Origin of the sequence: Virgisporangium aliadipatigenens, from assembly GCF_016863615.1 — a bacterium.
In the GTDB taxonomy this organism is placed as follows: Bacteria; Actinomycetota; Actinomycetes; order Mycobacteriales; family Micromonosporaceae; genus Virgisporangium; species Virgisporangium aliadipatigenens.
Window position 1 is genome coordinate 85,888 of sequence record NZ_BOPF01000024.1, and the last position, 17,303, is coordinate 103,190.

General features: G+C 72.2%; 15 protein-coding genes. 10 read left to right on the forward strand and 5 right to left on the reverse strand.

Features of this window, described 5'->3' with window-relative positions:
- The first annotated feature begins 62 nt into the window (after positions 1-62).
- The 6 genes from Val02_RS29610 to Val02_RS48310 all read left to right on the forward strand — a co-directional run bounded on the left by Val02_RS29610 (position 63) and on the right by Val02_RS48310 (position 8,433).
- Positions 63-1,211 carry an ABC transporter substrate-binding protein gene (locus Val02_RS29610; RefSeq protein WP_239153426.1) on the forward strand — a complete coding sequence of 383 codons (1,149 nt, stop codon included), beginning with the start codon at positions 63-65 and terminating at the stop codon, positions 1,209-1,211.
- A 1-nt stretch (position 1,212) separates the two neighbouring features.
- Positions 1,213-2,007 carry a class I SAM-dependent methyltransferase gene (locus Val02_RS29615; RefSeq protein ID WP_239153427.1) on the forward strand — a complete coding sequence of 265 codons (795 nt, stop codon included), beginning with the start codon at positions 1,213-1,215 and terminating at the stop codon, positions 2,005-2,007.
- Between the two features lie 25 nt (positions 2,008-2,032).
- Entirely contained in the window at positions 2,033-2,914 is an 882-nt protein-coding gene (locus Val02_RS29620) for a branched-chain amino acid ABC transporter permease (RefSeq protein WP_203902537.1), read from the forward strand.
- The gene (locus Val02_RS29625) at positions 2,911-3,855 is read left to right on the forward strand and encodes a branched-chain amino acid ABC transporter permease (RefSeq protein WP_203902538.1); all 945 of its coding nucleotides are present in this window, start codon (positions 2,911-2,913) and stop codon (positions 3,853-3,855) included. Before Val02_RS29620 ends, Val02_RS29625 begins: the two co-directional genes overlap by 4 nt.
- Positions 3,852-5,312, forward strand: a complete 1,461-nt coding sequence (locus Val02_RS29630; protein ID WP_203902539.1) for an ATP-binding cassette domain-containing protein — start codon at positions 3,852-3,854, stop codon at positions 5,310-5,312. The genes Val02_RS29625 and Val02_RS29630 overlap by 4 nt, the downstream gene beginning before the upstream one ends.
- Positions 5,313-5,484: 172 nt before the next feature.
- Positions 5,485-8,433 carry an Hsp70 family protein gene (locus Val02_RS48310; RefSeq protein ID WP_203902540.1) on the forward strand — a complete coding sequence of 983 codons (2,949 nt, stop codon included), beginning with the start codon at positions 5,485-5,487 and terminating at the stop codon, positions 8,431-8,433.
- Positions 8,434-8,447: 14 nt separating this feature from the next.
- On the opposite strand, the gene Val02_RS29640 is transcribed toward Val02_RS48310, so the two are convergent.
- A complete protein-coding gene (locus Val02_RS29640) occupies positions 8,448-9,173 on the reverse strand; it encodes a ferredoxin reductase (protein ID WP_239153428.1) in 726 nt (241 codons plus the stop codon).
- 12 nt (positions 9,174-9,185) lie between these two features.
- A complete protein-coding gene (locus Val02_RS29645; protein WP_203902541.1) occupies positions 9,186-9,785 on the reverse strand; it encodes a molybdopterin-dependent oxidoreductase in 600 nt (199 codons plus the stop codon).
- A 57-nt stretch (positions 9,786-9,842) separates the two neighbouring features.
- On the opposite strand from Val02_RS29645, the gene Val02_RS29650 reads away from it, so the two are divergent.
- The 3 genes from Val02_RS29650 to Val02_RS29660 all read left to right on the forward strand — a co-directional run bounded on the left by Val02_RS29650 (position 9,843) and on the right by Val02_RS29660 (position 12,802).
- The gene (locus Val02_RS29650; RefSeq protein WP_203902542.1) at positions 9,843-11,048 is read left to right on the forward strand and encodes a sensor histidine kinase; all 1,206 of its coding nucleotides are present in this window, start codon (positions 9,843-9,845) and stop codon (positions 11,046-11,048) included.
- Entirely contained in the window at positions 11,045-11,707 is a 663-nt protein-coding gene (locus tag Val02_RS29655) for a LuxR C-terminal-related transcriptional regulator (protein WP_203902543.1), read from the forward strand. The genes Val02_RS29650 and Val02_RS29655 overlap by 4 nt, the downstream gene beginning before the upstream one ends.
- A gap of 78 nt (positions 11,708-11,785) precedes the next feature.
- Positions 11,786-12,802: a DUF1996 domain-containing protein gene (locus Val02_RS29660; protein WP_203902544.1), complete on the forward strand. Its 1,017-nt coding sequence runs from the start codon at positions 11,786-11,788 to the stop codon at positions 12,800-12,802.
- A 103-nt stretch (positions 12,803-12,905) separates the two neighbouring features.
- On the opposite strand, the gene Val02_RS29665 is transcribed toward Val02_RS29660, so the two are convergent.
- From Val02_RS29665 to Val02_RS29675, 3 genes are all read right to left on the reverse strand, one after another.
- Positions 12,906-13,793 (reverse strand): endonuclease domain-containing protein, encoded by an 888-nt coding sequence (locus Val02_RS29665; RefSeq protein ID WP_203902545.1) that lies wholly within the window; start codon positions 13,791-13,793, stop codon positions 12,906-12,908.
- 129 nt (positions 13,794-13,922) lie between these two features.
- Positions 13,923-15,434: a glycerol kinase GlpK gene (gene glpK / locus Val02_RS29670; protein ID WP_203902546.1), complete on the reverse strand. Its 1,512-nt coding sequence runs from the start codon at positions 15,432-15,434 to the stop codon at positions 13,923-13,925.
- An 88-nt stretch (positions 15,435-15,522) separates the two neighbouring features.
- Complete coding sequence (locus tag Val02_RS29675; protein WP_203902547.1) at positions 15,523-16,287, reverse strand: IclR family transcriptional regulator; 765 nt, start codon at positions 16,285-16,287, stop codon at positions 15,523-15,525.
- 152 nt (positions 16,288-16,439) lie between these two features.
- On the opposite strand from Val02_RS29675, the gene Val02_RS29680 reads away from it, so the two are divergent.
- Positions 16,440-17,279, forward strand: coding sequence for an MIP/aquaporin family protein (locus Val02_RS29680; protein ID WP_203902548.1), 840 nt, complete (start codon positions 16,440-16,442; stop codon positions 17,277-17,279).
- The last annotated feature ends 24 nt before the right edge of the window (positions 17,280-17,303 follow it).

Below are 17,303 nucleotides of genomic sequence, written 5' to 3' on the forward strand. Positions count from 1 at the left end.
TCAGGAGCATCATGCATCGACGAACATCTTTCCGTGTCCTGGTCGCGGGAGCCGCGGCAACCATGCTGGCGCTGAGCGGCTGCGCCGGTTCCAGCCTCGGGGACGACGAGGGCGGCGCCGCGGAAGGCCCCGTCAACGTCGGGTTGATGATCCCGCTGTCGGGCCCGTACAAGGCCATCGGCGAGGATCTGGCCAAGGGGTGGGAGCTGTATCTGAGCACCCACGACGGCAAGTTCGGCGGCCGGAAGGTCAACACCATCCAGATCGACGAGGTGGACGGCCGGGCGGCCGCCCTCAACGGCGCCAAGAAGCTGGTGGAGAAGGACAACGTGGTGGCGATCGTCGGCGGCGTCACCGCGGACACCACCGAGTCCGTCAAGCAGTACGTCACCGAGAAGAAGGTGCCGTTCGTCGGCACCGGCGGCCGGCCGAGCACGCTGACCGACCTCTCGTACCTGTGGCACGCCTCGTGGCTCTCGGTCGAGCCCGGCCGCTCCGTCGCCGACTACATCCGCACGACCGTGAACGGTCCGGTGTACGCGATCGGCCCGGACTACCAGGGCGGCTACGACAACGTCAACGGCTTCGTGGAGGCGTTCAAGGCGGGCGGCGGCCAGCTCGCCAACAAGGACGGCAAGCCGAAGTGGACGCCGTGGCCGGCGACGAACAACTACCTGCCGTTCCTCAACGAGATCCAGGCCACCGGCGCCAAGGCGGTCTTCACCTTCTACGCCGGCACGCCGGCGATCGAGTTCGTGAAGCAGTACAAGGAGGCCGGCCTCCAGGGCAAGATCCCGCTGTACGCCTCGGGCTTCCTCACCGAGGGCCCCGTGCTGCAGGCCCAGGGTCCGGCCGCGGACGGGGTCCGTTCCGCGCTGAACTACGCCTCCAACCTCGACAACCCGGCCAACCGGGAGTTCGCGATGGCGTACCAGAAGCAGCACAACAACGCCCCCGACGTCTACAACGTCACCGCGTGGGACTCGGCCCTGATCCTGGACCGCGCGATCGGCGCCGCCGGCAAGAACGCCACGGCGGAGAAGGTCAACGCGGAGATCGGCAAGCTCGGCGCGATCAGCAGCCCGCGCGGCGACTGGCGCTTCGGCCAGAACCACTCGCCGATCCAGCCGTGGTACCTGCGCGAGGTGCAGTTCGACGGCCGCGCGCGGGCCAACGTCCTGGTCCAGAACCTCGCGACCCTGGGGAGCTGACGTGTCCCGCACGACTTACATGTTCGACAACCGGACGCCGGAGGCGCAGAAGCAGCTCGGCTTCCTCGCGGGCATCCTCGACGCGCACAGCTTCGAGGTGCTGGCCGGACTGGACATCGCCCCCGGGTCGCGCTGCCTGGACATCGGCCCCGGCGCCGGGACCGTCACGCGCTGGCTCGCCGACGCGGTGGGCGACACCGGGCGGGTCGTCGCGCTCGACGTCGAGCCGCAGCACGTCCCCGCCGGGGGCGTCATCGAGGTGCGGCAGGGCGACGTGCGGGTCGTCGACCTCGACCCCGAGGGCTTCGACCTGATCCACGCCCGCCTCGTCCTGATGCACATCCCCGAACGCGTCGAGGTGCTGCGCCGGCTCGTCGCCGCGCTGCGCCCCGGCGGGCGGATCGTGCTCTCCGAGTGGGACTGCACCGAGCTGGACCGCATGCTGGTGCACGCGACCGACCCGGCGGCGTTCGACGCGGTCACGGCGTTCCAACGGGCACTGATCGCCCACGGCGAGAGTCACGGCATGTCGCCGACCTGGGCGCGGGAGGTGCCGGCGGCGATGGCCGCGGCCGGGCTGCCCGACGTCGAGGCCACGGTGTTCAACAAGCTGTGGGCCGGTGGCGAACCGGGCTGCCTGCTCCACGCCAGCAACTCCCACCAGCGGGAGGCGGCCCTGCTCGCCCAGGGCGCGACGACCGAACAGCTGGAGACGTTGCGGGCGGCGATGGTGGACCCGGCGACGCTCGCCTGGTCGTACCTCATGTACACGACCGTCGGCCGCCGGCCGGCCTGAACTCCCGGATGAAGATGAGCGTGCTGTGGACCAGCTGACGACGTACGCGGTGACCAGCCTGGACGGGGTGGCCTTCGGGCTGCTGCTGTTCACGGTCGGCGCCGGCCTGGCGCTGATCTTCGGCGTCATGGACATCATGAACCTGGCCCACGGCACGCTCTACCTCGTCGGCGCCTACGTGGCGGCGACGTTGAGCGGCGGCGGGTTGCTCGCGCTCGGCGTCGCCCTCGCCGTGGGGCTGGCGGTCGGGGCGGGCGGCGGCGCCGCGCTGTCGTTCGTGTTGCGGCCGCTGGGCCGGGAGGGCTCGCATCTCGACGAGGCGCTGGTGACACTCGGCATCGCGTTCATCGCGGCCGACGGCATGACCGCCGCGTTCGGGGCCGCGCCGATGCAGACCCACGTGCCCACCGCGCTGGAGGGCAGCATCTCCCTGGGCATCCACGCGTATCCGGTGTACCGGCTGGTGTTCATCGGCGTGGCCGCGCTCGTGGCGGTGCTGCTGCACGTGGCGGTCCGGCGCAGCACGCCGGGCAAGATGCTGCGGGCCACGATCTCCGACCCGGACATGGCCGCCGCGTCCGGTATCGACACCGGCCGGGTGCGCACCGCCGCGCTCGCCGTGGGCGGGGCGCTCGCCGTGGGCGCCGGGGTCCTCGGCGCGCCGCTGCTCGGGCCGGGGCCGGGCGTGGACAACACCGTTCTGGTGCTGTCGCTGATCGTCGTCGTGGTGGGCGGTGCCGGTTCCATCCCGGGAACGCTCCTCGCGGCGCTGCTCGTCGGACAGGTGCAGACGATCGGGGTGGTGACGGCGCCGGCGCTGGCGCCGTTCGCGCTGTTCGGGGCGATGCTCATCGTGCTCGTCCTGCGTGGCCGCACGACCGCTGTGGTCGCGGGGAGGCCCGCATGACCACGACCCTCTCCCGTCCCGGCGTCCTGCCGGCCGTCCCGGTTCGCCCGCTGGTTTTCGCGGGAACGGTCACCGTCTGCGTGGCGCTTCCCTGGATCGTCGGGGCGTACCAGATCTCCCTGGCCGCGTCGGCCCTGGTGCTCGGCACGCTCGCGATGAGCACGCAGCTGCTGGTGGGGGTCACCGGGCTGCCGGCGTTCGGGCAGGCGGCGTACTTCGGCGTCGGCGCGTACACCGCCGCGCTGCTCGCGAACGCGGGCGTCACGGCCGGGCCGGTGCACCTCGTCGCGGCGGCCTCCACCGGTGCGGCGGCCGCGCTGGCGACCGCGCCGATCGTGCTGCGCACGCGGGCCACGACGTTCATGATGGTGACCTTTGCCGTGCAGAGCCTCACGGCGACGCTTGCGAGCAAGTGGAAGCCGGTGACGAACGGGGACGACGGGCTGCACACGCCGGCCGTCCGGCCCTGGCCGGGGGGACCCGCGCTGACCGTCAACGGCTTCACCTACCTGTACGTGCTGGCCGCCGTTCTCCTGTTGGGGCTGCTGATGGCGGTGCTGCTGCGCTCCCGGCTCGGGCTGGTGCTGCGCGGCAACGCCGATCACGAGCAGCGGATGGCCGCCCTGGGGCACCGCGTCACCGGCGAACTGACGCTCGGGTACGTGGCGGCGGGGGCGTTCGCGGGGGCGGGCGGTGCGCTGCTGATCGCCGTGAACCGGTACGTCTCACCGGCCGACATGGGCTTCGAGGTGGCGGCCGTGACCCTGCTCGCGGCGGCGATCGGGGCCGGTTCGATGACCGGCGCGGTCGTGGGAGCGGCGCTGGTGGTCTTCGCGCGGGACTACCTCGGCGGCTCCACCGAACACGGTCCGGCGTTCCTCGGCATCCTGTTCCTGCTCGTCGCCTACGGCCGACCCTTGGTGAAGAGGCTGCGCTCATGACCCTTCTGCAGGTGGACAATCTCGGGCGGCGGTACGGCGGGTTGCACGCGCTGCAGGGCGTGACGCTCGCGGTGCCCGTCGGGGCCCGGCACGGCATCATCGGCCCGAACGGCGCGGGCAAGAGCACCCTGCTCAACCTCATCGCCGGCACGGTGCGCCCGAGCACCGGCACCATCGTCTTCGACGGCAAGGACCTCGCCCGGCTGGGTCCCGCGGCGCGCGCCCGGCGGGGGATCGGCCGCACCTGGCAGCACCCGGCGGTGTTCCGGCGGCTCACCGTCACGGCGAACGTGACCCTCGCCGTGACCCGCCACGCCCTGCGGGCCCCCGCCCGCCGGCCGGCCGTCGCGGCGCGCGTGCAGGAGGTGCTGGAGCGCACCGGGCTGACCGAACACGCGGCCGTCCCGGCGGGGCAGCTGCCGTACGGGCTGCAGCGGCTGCTGGAGTTCGCCGTGATGCTGGCCGCCGGGCCGCGCCTGCTGCTCCTCGACGAACCGTCGGCCGGCCTCGACCCCGAGGAGACGGCCCGGCTGCGGGCGGCGGTGGGCGCGCTGCCCGAGGACGTGACCACCCTGCTCATCGACCACAACCTCGACCTCGTCTGGTCGGTGTGCGACACGGTGACGGTGCTGGCCCAGGGGAGGCACCTGATCACCGGAGCCCCCGACGCGGTGCGGGCCGACGAGTCCGTGCGGGCCGCCTACCTCAACGTGCCGGCCGTCCCCTCGGCCGCCGCCCGGCCGGTGCGCACGGGCCGGCCGCTGCTGCGCGTCACGGGGCTGCGGGCGGGTTACCACGGCGCGGACGTTCTCTCGGAACTCGAACTGGAGATCGCGGAGGGTGACCTCGTCGCGGTGCTCGGGCGCAACGGCGCCGGGAAGACCACGCTGCTGAACGCGCTCACCGGGCTGGTGCCCACGAAGCCGCCGACCCGCATCGAGCTGGACGGGACCGTGCTGCCACCCGGACGGCCGCACCGGGTCGCGCGGGCCGGGGTGGCGATCGTGCCGCAGGGGCGGCGGCTCTTCGCGCTCACCGTCGCCGAACATCTGGAGATCGCCGAGGCGACCGCCCGCCGGGGCGACGTCTACTGGACCCGCGCCAAGGTCCTCGAACTCCTGCCCGCGCTGGCCGGCCGACTGAGCCACCACGCGACCCGCCTCTCCGGCGGCGAGCAGCAGATGCTCGCGCTGGCCCGCGCCCTGCTGACGAACCCGCGGCTGCTGATCCTCGACGAGCCCAGCGAGGGGCTGGCCCCGGCCGTGGTGGCTCACCTGGCGACGACGCTCGGCGTGATCGCGTCCTCCGGGGTGACGGTGCTGATGGCCGAACAGAACCTCGACCTCGCGTTGAGGGTTACAGATCGCGTGCTCGTGTTGGCCGAGGGCCGCATCGCGCTGCGCTCCCCGGTGGCGTCCCTGGACCGCGACCGCTTGCACGAACTGGTCGGCGCCTGAGTCGCCGATCTTGCAGTTGTGGTGCCCGACTTGCCCATCACGGAACTGAAATGTCGCCGCCACAACTGCAAGATCGGCGGGGCCGTGTAACTTCCGTGACGTTTTTCCTGGGGGTCCGTGCGTACCATGGCGCGGACGTCGCGGGGGGCGTGGCGACATCGAAAGGGCAACCGTGGAACGGAGCGGAGCGGCGGAGGTCGCTTTAGCCATCGACCTGGGCACCTCCAACACCGTCGCGGTGATGCGCTGGCCCGACGGCCGGACCCGTCCGGTGCTCTTCGACGGCCAGAACCTCATGCCGTCGGCGGTGTTCCTCGACGAGTGGGGGCAGCTGCACGCCGGCTGGGACTCCTACCGGCTCTCGCAGTCCGACCCGGCCCGCTACGAACCCAACCCCAAGCGGCGCATCGACGAGCAGACCGTGCTGCTCGGCGGCAGTGAGGTGGCGACCGCCGATCTTCTCGCGGCCGTTCTGGCGCAGGTCGCGGCCGCGGCGTCCTCGGCCGCCGGCGCACTGCCCACCGCCGTCCTGACCTATCCGGCCGCGTGGGGCGGGCCACGCCGCCAGGTGCTGGTGAACGCCGCCGCGCGGGCCGGGTGGCGCACCGTTCACCTGGTGCCCGAGCCGGTCGCCGCGGTGCGCTACTTCACCGACGTGCTGCGCCATCCCGTGCCGGTCGGCGGGATCTGCGCCGTCTTCGACTTCGGCGGCGGCACGCTGGACATCGCGGTGATCCGCAACGACCGGACCGCGTTCACCGTCATCGGCTCCGGCGGCGTGGCCGACCTGGGCGGGCTCGACATCGACGCGGCCATCGTCGAACACATCGGCGCGCTCGTCGCGCAGCGCTCCCCGGAGGCCTGGGAGAGGATCCAGCGCCCGACGACCGCGTCGGAGTGGCGCAACCGCTGGCTCTTCTGGAACGACGTGCGCGGGGCGAAGGAGACCCTCTCCCGCCGCACGATGGCACCGGTGCCGGTGCCCGGCGTCGAGGGCTCGGTCCACGTCACCCGCGACGAGCTGGAACGCCTCGCCGGCCCGATCCTGCGCCGCGGCGTGCACGAGGCGGCCGGCGTGATCCGGGAGTGCGGGGTGGAGCCGCGCAACCTCTCCGGGCTCTTCCTGGTCGGCGGCTCGTCCCGGGTGCCGCTGGTGGCCCGGCTGCTGCACGTCGAGCTGGGGATCGCGCCGACCGTGCTCGAACAGCCGGAGCTGCCCGTCGCCGAGGGGGCGCTGGCGGAGGCGATCGCGCAGGGGGTGTTCGTCACCGGGCCGCGCTATCCGCGGGAGGCCGACACGGGAGGGACGACGCCGGTCTCCGGCGTGCCGGTGTCGGGGCCCTTCGGCGGATGGAGCGCGGGCGGGCCGGTGTCCGGGGTACCGGGGCCCGGCGGCACCGGCTACCTGCCCGGCCAGACCGGACCCGCGCCCGTGTCGGGAGCCGGCGGGTACCCGCCGGGGCAGGGCGGACCCGCGCCGGTCTCCGGGGCCGGTGGATACCCGCCGCCGGGACAGGGCGGGGCGCAGCCGGTCTCCGGTGCGGCGGCCGCTTCGGCGAGCTACGCGACCGAGGCGACCGGCGGCGTGCCGGGCGGCGTCGGGGGGCCGGGGAGCTACGCGCCGGACGGCGCGGGGTTCGCGACCGGGGAGCCGGACAGCGGTGGCTTCGCCTCCGGCGGCGGATATGCGACCGGGCTGACGCCGGCGACCGGTGGGTTCGCGGGCGGGCCGGTCAGCGAGAGCGTGACGCCGCCCGAGGGATATGCGGCGGGGCCGGTCTCCGGCGCCGGTTACGCGACCGGTTCGGGGCCGGCGAGCGCGCCGGTGTCGGGGATGCCGGGCGTCGGAGGCGTGGCACCCGTTTCGGGGCCGGCCATGGGCGGTGCCGCGGCGCCGGTGTCGGGTGTGCCGACGTCGGGAGCGCCGCGCTCCGGCGGGCCGGTCGCCATGCCGGTCTCGGGCGTTCCGACCTCGGGGGCGCCGGTCTCCGGTGTCCCGGTCTCGGGCATTCCGACCTCCGGTGCCGGGCCGATCGTGGGGGCGGCGCAGGTGGGTGTGGCGCCGGTGCACACGCCCGGCGCCGACCAGGACCCGGACGAGGTTCCACCGGGGGAACGGTCGGGGCGGCGCGGCTGGATCGCCGGCATCGCCGGAGCCCTGGTGCTGCTGCTGGTGGGCGCGATCGGACTGGTGTGGTTCCTCAATCGGGACGGCGGCGACGGCGGCACCGACAAGCCCGCGTTCGCCTGGCAGAGCCTCGCACCCCTGCCGATCAAGCTCGAGGGTGCGGCCGTGGCGGCGTTCGACAAGAAGCTCTGGGTGATCGGCGGCATCGCCGCGGAGGACCCGCGGCCGCTGCTGACCGACGTCTACGTCTACGACCCCGCGACGGACACCTGGGCGAACGGCCCGAAGCTGCCGGTGCAGGTCGGCTTCACCACCGCGGCGGCGACCGACAAGGCGCTGTACGTGGTCGGCGGGCAGGTGCTCGACGGTTCGACCGACAAGGTGTGGCGGCTCGACAGCCCCACCGGCACCTGGGTCGAGGACGTCAAGCTGCCCGAACCCCGAAGCGTCGGCACCGTCGCCTACTCCGGCGGCCGGCTGATCTACGCGGGCGGCACCGCGCGGGACGGCAAGACCCGCGCTGACGTGTGGGAACTGCGCCCCGGGGCCGACAAGTGGACCACGGTCGGGCAGCTGCACCAGCCCCGGGAGAAGCTGACGGCGTTCGTGGATCCGGCCTACTCGGTGACGTTCGTGGGTGGGGCCGCGCGGGAGAGCGACGGCGTCGCCGACCGGTACGCCACGAAGACCGACATCGTCGACGACCGGGGCGGCGTGCGCGTCGGCGGCAGCTTCCCGGCGGTCAACGGCGGCGCGGCGGTGTTCATCGAGGGGTACGGGTTCTGCACGATCGGCGGCGAGAACGCCGAGAAGACCGTCTACACCGGCCTCACCTGCGAGAACCCCATCGGCGACAAACCCAACCCGCAGCTGCGCAGGCCGCGCCTCGGCCTCGGCGTCGCGAAGATCAACGGGGTGATCTACGCGGTCGGCGGCTACGGGCGCGGGTTCAACGGCAGCAGTGACCTGGAGGCGCTGCGCGAGCCGCAGTGACGGGCGAGCGGGCCTCACGGTCCACTCGGGCCGAACCTCTCCGTGCGGATGCGGGACGGGTCGTGCCCCTGCGCCACGAGGATGGTCGTGACGTGCTCGACGAAGCCGTTCGGGCCGCAGACGTAGACGGTCGGCGCGAAGTCGGGCGGCCACCCCACCTCGGCCAGCCGGGACGGGGTGATCCGGCCGGGCGGGCGCCTCGCCTCCGGTGGCGCCTCCCGGGTGAAGTGCAGCGCCACGTCCACGCCCGGCCGGTCGCGGCGCAGTTCGCTCGCGTAGATGACGTCCGCCGGGGTGCGCACCGAGTAGACCAGCCGGAACGGCACCCGCACCCCGGCCGCCTCCCGCGCGCGCAGCATGGCCATCAGCGGCACGATGCCCGAGCCGCCGGCGACGAGGAGCACGGGCTCCGGGCGTTCCGGCGAATAGACGAACCAGCCACCGACCGGGCCGCGGATCCCGATCGGATAGCCGGGCGCGAACGTCCCGGTCAGATAGGGGGAGACCTCGCCGTCGGCGACGCGTTGGACGGTCAGCTCGACGGTGGTCCCGTCCGGCGCCGAGGCGATCGAGTAGCTGCGGCGCGCGGTGTAGCCGTCCGCGGCGGTGAGCCGCACGTCGACGCGCTGGCCGGCGAGGTGACCGGGCCAGCCCGGCACGTCCAGCACGAGGGTGCGGGCGGTGGCGGTCTCCGGCCGGGACGCCACCAGGGTCCCGACCCGCCAGGCGAACCTGCTCAATCGCCGCTTCTCTCAGTCACCGCTGTACCGCTGCTCGCGCCACGGGTCGCCGTACTCGTGGTAGCCGGCTTGCTCCCAGAAGCCCGGCTCGTCGGTGAGCATCAGGCGCAGGCTGTTGACCCACTTCGCGGACTTCCACAGGTACAGGTGCGGGACGAGCAGGCGGGCCGGGCCACCGTGCTGCGCCGGCAGGGGCTCTCCCTCGAACTCGTACGCGATCCACGCCTGCCCGTCGACGAGGTCGGCGAGCGGCAGGTTGGTCGTGTAGCCGCCGTACGAGCCGGCCATCGCGTAGTCGGCGGCGGTGTCGATCCCCTCGAGCAGCGTCTCGACCGGGACGCCGCGCCACGAGGTGCCGAGCTTCGACCACTGGGTGACGCAGTGCAGGTCCGTCGTGATCGTCTCGGCCGGCAGTGCCCGCAACTCCGCCCAGGTCCAGCTCTTCGAGACACCCGTCTCGGTCGTCAGTGTGAATCGCCATCGGTCGATGTCGACGCGCGGCGTGGGGCCGGCCGACATCACCGGAAAGCCCTCTTCGAGATACTGTCCCGGCGGCAACGCCGGCCCGTCGCGGCGCGGTCGCCCGGTGAACCCCGGCGTCACGATGTCCATGAAGACCGCAGCGTACCGGGTTGGACTATCCTTCGGTCGGCCGAAAGGATGGGGACCGTGCGTGAACCGCTTCGCTATCGGCACGGGGGAGTGGCCCCCGCGGCGATCTGCCGGGCGGTACTGCTGTCCCGCGCCGCCGTGGCGCTCACCGCGGCGGGCGTCGACCTGGTGCTCGTCGCCGGGCGGTGGAGCGCGGCCAACGTTCTCGTGCTCGTGGCGGCCGGCACCGTGGTCGAGCTGAGCGTGCTCACCCGGTGGCCCCGCGTGGTGCGCCGGCCGTTCCCGGTGATCGTCGTCGATCTGCTGATCGTGCTGGCGGTGCTGGTGATGAGCGGCGGCGGGATGGCGTTCTTCACGTTCATCGTGGGGTCGTCCGCGCTGGCCGGATCGCTGCTGGGGCTGCGGGCACTGCCGCTGTGGATCCTGTACACGGCGTCCGGGTTCGGGGTGGCGACGCTGGTCGTGGGCGAGTTCGAGCCGCCGCGGGAGGTGGCCGCGTTCGTGGTGGCGATGCCGATCGTGGCGATGCTCGCCGGGCTGGGTGCCGCGACGGCCACGTACGCACTGGCCCGCTACGTCGACCTGGCCGTGGAGGTCGTGGCCGCCGCACAGCGTTCGGCCGCCGCCTCCGAACGCGCCCGCCTCGCCCGCGAACTGCACGACTCGGTCGCGAAGACGCTGCGCGGGGTGTCGTTCGCGGCGCTGGCGCTGCCCAACTCGCTGCGCCGCAGCCCCGATCTCGCCGAGCAGCTGGCCAGCACCGTCTCGCAGGGCGCGGAGGCGGCCGCCCGGGAGGCCCGGCAGCTCATGCAGGGGTTGCGCGCCGACCCGCTGGACCGCGACTTCGACGCGACCGTGCACCTGATCTGCCGTTCCTGGGCGGACGAGACCGGGATCCGCACCCGGGTGATGGCCTCCGCGGTCGAGCCGCCGGTCGCCCTGCGGTACGAACTGGCGCGCATCCTTCAGGAGGCGCTGCACAACGTGTCCCGCCACGCCCGTGCCACGCAGGTGACGGTGCGGCTGGTCAGGGAGGATGACATGGTGGAGTTGAGCGTGCGCGACGACGGCCTCGGATTTGCCATGCCGGACCTCGGGACCTTGCAGGGCGGCGGCCACTTCGGGATCGTCGGCATGTCCGAGCGGGCCCGGGCGGTCGGCGGCATCCTCCAGGTCTCCTCCGCCCCGCGGGCCGGGACGACGGTGGTGGTGCGGGTGCCCGTTCGGGCCGAGTCGCCGGTCATGCCGGAGCCGAGCCGGTGATCACGGTACTGATCGTCGACGACAATCCGATCGTGCGTTCGGCGCTGCGCGGGTTCCTCGACTCGACGGACCGGGTGACGGTGGTGGGCGAGGCCGGCAACGGGCACGAGGCGCTGGCCCTGGCCCGCCGAATGCGCCCCGTCGTGACGCTGCTCGACCATCGGATGCCGATCGCCGACGGGCTGTCGGTGCTGCACACGCTCGCCGGATACACCAACGTGCTGGCGTTGACCAGCGACGAGAGCGAGACCGTCATTGCCGGGATGCTGCGCGGCGGGGCGCGCGGGTATCTGGTGCACGGGCAGTTCGACCCGCCGGATCTGCTGCGGGCGGTGGAGTCCGTGGCGGCCGGCCAGGGCTGGCTCTCCCCGACGGCCGCGTCGGTGGCGGCGGCGGCCTTCCGGGCGGCCGACGACCGGGAGCGGGCGCGCCGCGAACGGGCCTCCCGCGAGGAGGAGGCGCGCAACCGGTTCGGGCTGACGCCGCGCGAACGGGACGTGCTCAACCTGCTGTGCGAGGGGCTCGCCAACGCCAGCATCGCGCGGCGGCTGGACCTGACCGAGAAGACGGTGAAGAACCATCTGCACCACGTCTTCGCGAAGCTCCAGGTGTCGAGCCGCGCGGAGGCGATCGTGCGCTGGACGGGCCGCCGGGCATAGGCCATCTGGGCCTTTCGGGGCCCGGGCTGGGCCCTGGGACTCAGGCCGCCGGTCCGGCGTGGATCTAGCGTCTGCGGCATGTCCCCCGCACGCGCCGTCGCGCTCGTACTGATCGCGGCGGTCACCGCGACCGTCGTCGCCTGCAAACCGGGCGACAACGGCGCCAGTGGCGGGACCACCCAGCCGCCACCGTCCGCCTCGCCGGTGTGCCACGAGGGACACGACTGCTCGGCCGAACCGTCTGCGGGCACGTCGGTACCCGGGTCGCCGTCGCCCTCGGCACCCAACCCGACGGTGAGCGCGTCGGTGCCGGTGCCGACGTTCACGGACAAGCCGCCGCAGGCGCAGTACCGCGAGATCGGCATGAACTGCACGGTCAACCACCGGCTCAACGACGACCCCGTCGTCTTCCCCGGACAGCCCGGCGTGTCGCACAACCACAGCTTCGTCGGCAACCCGTCGACCGACGCGAACACCACCACCGCCGAGAAGCTCGTCGGCGGCCAGACCTCCTGCCAGGACAAGAAGGACGCCTCCGCGTACTGGTTCCCCACGCTGATGCAGAACGGCACCGTCGTGAACCCGGAGACGGTCACCGTCTACTACAAGTCCGGCGTCAAGGACTACCGCACCGTGCAACCCTTCCCGGCCGGCTTCCGGCTGCTCGTCGGCGACATGCGGACCCCGTCGGCGGAACAGTTCGGCGGCACCTGGAACTGCACCGGCTACCTCGGCAAGGAGATCCCGCCGTCGTGCCCCTCCGGCTCGTCGCTGATCGTCCGCTACCAGGCACCGAGCTGCTGGGACGGCGTGCACCTGGATACGTCCGACCACAAGTCGCACATGGCCTTCCCGGTCGACGGCAGGTGCACGGGCGACCACCCGGTGCCGCTGCCGATGTTCGAGATGAAGGTGCCGTACAAGCTGCCGGGCGGGGTGACCGCCGGGCTCGCGTACTCGTCCGGGCCCTCGTACTCCTTCCACTACGACTTCATGAACGGCTGGGACCAGCAGCGCCAGGCCGAGGTGGTGGCGCACTGCATCAACGGCGGCCGCCAGTGCAACGGCCTGGGCGTGGACCGGCACAAGCCTTGATTCCAGGGGTGTCGCCGGGGGGACGGTCCCCGGCGACACCCCGCCTTTCGGGCGCACGACCGTTACTCCCGTCGCACCGCTTCGCTGCCGCGTCCGCGTGCAGTCATATGCGGGCGCCGCGGGCGGCTCGGATCCTGCGCAGCTCGGCGCGGACCTCATCTGGCTCCGTCGTGAGGCGGTGGTGCGTGAAGCGCACGACGTGGATGTCCAGCTGCGCCAGCGCGGCATCGCGTCGCAGGTCCCATTCGCGGGCCTCCCCGCTCGTGTGCCATCGCGCACCGTCCAGCTCGACGTCGACCCGCTCACGCTCGGCGAACACGTCGAGGTAGACGGTGCGACCCATCCGGTCGAGTCGAATCGGCACCTGTCGCCGCAGGGTGGGGTCGTCGAAGACGTGCAGCAGGCCCCACATCTCCAACGGACTGTGGCAGCCGGCCTCGAGCAGGTCGAGCACGGTGCACAGGGTGCGCCGGTCCTTGAGCCGCGGCGCCGCGTCGAGCGCCGCGCGGACACGGAGTACCGTGGTGCGGCGGCCGGAGACCGCGGCGATCACCGGATTCCGCCGGTGCTCGGGCGGCAGCAGCGGCCAACTGTCCACAATGGACTGATCGAGCCGGGTCACCGGCAACCCGTGCCGCACCACGGGATCGAGGCTGGTGCGCCGATGCACGATGAGGTGGGGGCCGGGGCGTCGACGCTCGACATATGCGGGCACCGATGCGTGGACCGGCTCGTCGGGCGGCGCTTCGCGCAGCCCCCACAGATGCAGAGCGGCGGTGTGGCTGAGCGCCGCCTCCGGGCCGAGGTAGGCGAGGGCCGCGCGCCATCGGCTGAGCCGGTCGGTGTCGAGCACGTACGTCCGGGGATGCAGGCGTAACAGCGATCCACGCCGTCGCGCACGGGCCACCGCGAAACGCGACAGCGTGCCGCCCGACCGGGGCAGAAGCACACCTTCGCCCGCGGCGAGCGCAGCGGCAATATCGCGATTCACCAGACGATCGTCCGCCGCCGCTCGGCCTCTGTCGACGATGCACGACGCCCTGTGGATAACCCACGGAGATCGTTGGTAACACTGTTGCGCGACACGCCGACAGCCCCGCAACAGCCTTACCAATGATCTTCAGGAGGCCTTGGGGCGAAGCCAGTCGAACGTGCGCTCCACCGCTCTCTGCCAGTTGTCGTACTCGTCCGCGCGGAGCTCGGGGTCCATCGAAGGGAGCCACTGCGCGGCCCGGTGCCAGTTGCGGCGGAGGTCGGCCAGGTCGGGCCAGTAGCCCACCGCCAGGCCCGCGGCGTACGCGGCACCCAGCGACACCGTCTCGGCCACCATCGGGCGCACCACCGGCACGTCCAGCACGTCCGCCACGAACTGCATGAGGAGATTGTCGGCCGTCATTCCACCGTCCACCCGCAGCGAGCGCAGCGCCAGCCCCGAGTCGGCGTTCATGGCGTCGACGACCTCACGCGTCTGCCAGCCGGTCGCCTCGAGCACCGCACGGGCGAGGTGTCCCTTGGTGATGTACGACGTCAGCCCCACGATCACCCCGCGCGCCTCGGAACGCCAGTGCGGCGCGAACAGCCCCGAGAACGCCGGCACGATGTAGCACCCGCCGTTGTCCTCGACGGTGCGTGCGAGGGTCTCGATCTCCGGCGCGGTGCCGATGAGCCCCAGCTGATCCCGGAACCACTGCACCAGCGAACCGGTGATCGCGATGGACCCCTCGAGCGCGTACACGGGATCGGCGCCGGCGATCTGATAGGCCACTGTGGACAGTAACCCGTGCGTCGAGCGCACCGGCGCGCTGCCGGTGTTCAGAAGGAGAAAGCTGCCTGTGCCGTAGGTGCATTTCGCATCGCCCGGCGCGAAGCACGTCTGCCCGAAGAGCGCGGCCTGCTGGTCCCCGAGTGCCGCCCCGATACGCACGCCGGGAAATGCCTCCACGGCCCGCCCGTACACCTCGGAAGAAGAGCGGATCGACGGGAGCATCGCGCGCGGAATGTCGAAGAAGGCCAACAGATCGTCATCCCACGACAGCGTCCGCAGATCCATCAACATCGTGCGACTCGCGTTGGTCACGTCCGTCACGTGCAGGCCGCCGGAAGGCCCGCCGGTCAGGTTCCAGATGAGCCACGTCTCCATGGTCCCGAAGAGCACGTCGCCCCGCGCGCAGCGTTCGCGCAGTCCGGGGGTGTGGTCGAGCAGCCAACGGACCTTGGGGGCGCTGAAGTAGGTGGCCAACGGCAGGCCGCTGCGCACCGCCACCTCGGGGGCGAACGGTTGCGCGGCCAAAGCCGACACCAATTCGTCCGTGCGGGTGTCCTGCCAGACGATCGCCCGGGAGACCGGGATTCCGGTGTGCCGGTCCCACAGGACGGTGGTCTCGCGTTGGTTCGTGATGCCCACGGCGGCGACCTGTTCGGGCCCGATGCCCGCCTGCCGCAACGTGCGCGGCCCCAACTGCTGCACCGCCCGCCAGATCTCGACGGCGTCGTGCTCGACCCAGCCGGGGCGCGGAAAGTGTTGGTGGTGCTCGCGTTGCTGCACGGAGACGAGCTGTCCCCGGCGGTCGAAGACGATGCATCGCGTCGAGGTCGTGCCCTGATCGATGGCCACCACATATGACTCGGTCATGGCGATCCCTCGCTTCGCTCGGGGGCGCCAAGACCGAGGCGCGGAGAGCGTTTCTGATGCCCGGCCTCTCCGCTTCGCTCCGAACCGGTCATGTTCGTAAACCTCCGAGGTCCCGGGAGATGGCCCGGGCGGCGTCCCGGACGTACCCGATGAGTGTGGGGTCGGGCCGGCCGCGGGCGTCGCAGACGCGTTCGGTGGGCCCGGATATGCCGATGGCGCCGACGACGAGGCCGCCGTGGCCCCGGATCGGCGCGGCGATGCCGGCCTCCTCGGGGTGGTACTCACCCGCTTCGGCGGCCCATCCCGACTCCCGGACCGTCGCGAGCGCGCGGCCGAGACCGCTCTTCGTCACGGTCTTGCGGGTGAACGCCGTGAGTTCGCCGCGCACCGCCACGATGGCGGCGGCGGCGTCCCAGGCGAGCAGCACCTTGCCGAGAGCGGTCGCGTGCAGGGGGAGGAGTGAGCCGACATCCAGCGTTTGAAACGTGTCGTCGGGTCGGAAGACGTGGTGGACGACGAGCACCTTGCCGTCGAGAACGGTGCCGATGCGCACCGCCTCGCCGCTGCGGGACGCGAGCGGGTCCGCCCAGTTGATCGAACGGGACCGGAGTTCGTTGACGTCGAGGTAGCTGCTGCCGAGGTGGAGCAGCGCGGCACCGAGCTGGTAGCGGCCGGACGCGGTGTCCTGCTCCACGAAGCCGACCTGTTGGAGGGTGCGCAGGATCCCGTGGGTGGTGCCCTTCGCCAGTTCGAGCGAACGGGATATCTCGCCCATGCCGAGCTTTCCCGAACTGCTGGCCAGTAGGCGCAGAATCGCGGCGGCCCGCTCTATCGACTGGATCGCTCCCGGCACGCCCATGACCGTAGACCTCACGAATGGTGTTCGACAATGCCGACCGTCGTTCGTTGACGGCGCGCTGTGCTCTCCATACGGTCCTGACACAGCGCCTCTTGTAACCACCGCGAAACGCGACGGTGACAGTGGCCCGGCGTCAGGAGGGACGCATGGCGCAAAGGCTGAAGGTCCCCGGTCTGCTCGGCGAGTTGGCCGCCGAGTTCACCGGGACCCTCGTTCTGATCCTCTTCGGTTGTGGTGTCGTCGCGCAGGTCGTGGCGGGTGGCACCGGTGACGTCCAATCCATCCACTGGGCCTGGGGTCTCGGCGTCGTCTTCGGCGTGTACGTGGCGGGCCGGATCAGTGGAGCACACCTCAATCCGGCGGTGACCCTCGCGCTCGCCGTCTTCAAGGGCTTCGAGTGGCGCAAGGTCGCTCCGTACGCGGCCGCGCAGTTCCTCGGGGCGTTCGTCGCCGCTCTCATCGTCCGGTGGAACTACGCCGAGGCGCTGGCGAAGTTCGACCCCGGCAACACCGAGAAGTCGCAGGGTGTCTTCTCGACCCTGCCGGCGAGCGCGCTCGGCGTGTCCGAGTGGGGCGGCTTCCGGGACCAGATCATCGGTACCGCCATCCTGCTGTTCCTGATCCTGGCCGTCACGGACGTGTTGAACACCCCGCCGGGGGCCAACCTGGCGCCGTTCATCGTGGGGCTGATCGTGGTCGCGATCGGCATGGCGTGGGGCGTCAACGCCGGGTACGCGATCAACCCGGCCCGTGACTTCGGTCCGCGGCTGGCGTCGTTCCTGACCGGCTACGAGAACGCCTTCCAGGACACCACGGGCTATCCGTACTTCTGGATACCCATCGTCGCCCCGCTGATCGGTGGCGTGCTCGGTGCGGGCCTGTACCAGGTGCTCATCGGCCGGTTCCTGCCGGACGCGGAGCCGGAGCCCGGCAGACTGCCCACTGTGGACGGTGACGAAGCCGCCCGGATCCCCGCCGCGCGTTGACCGCGCCGATCCCGTGACCCGATC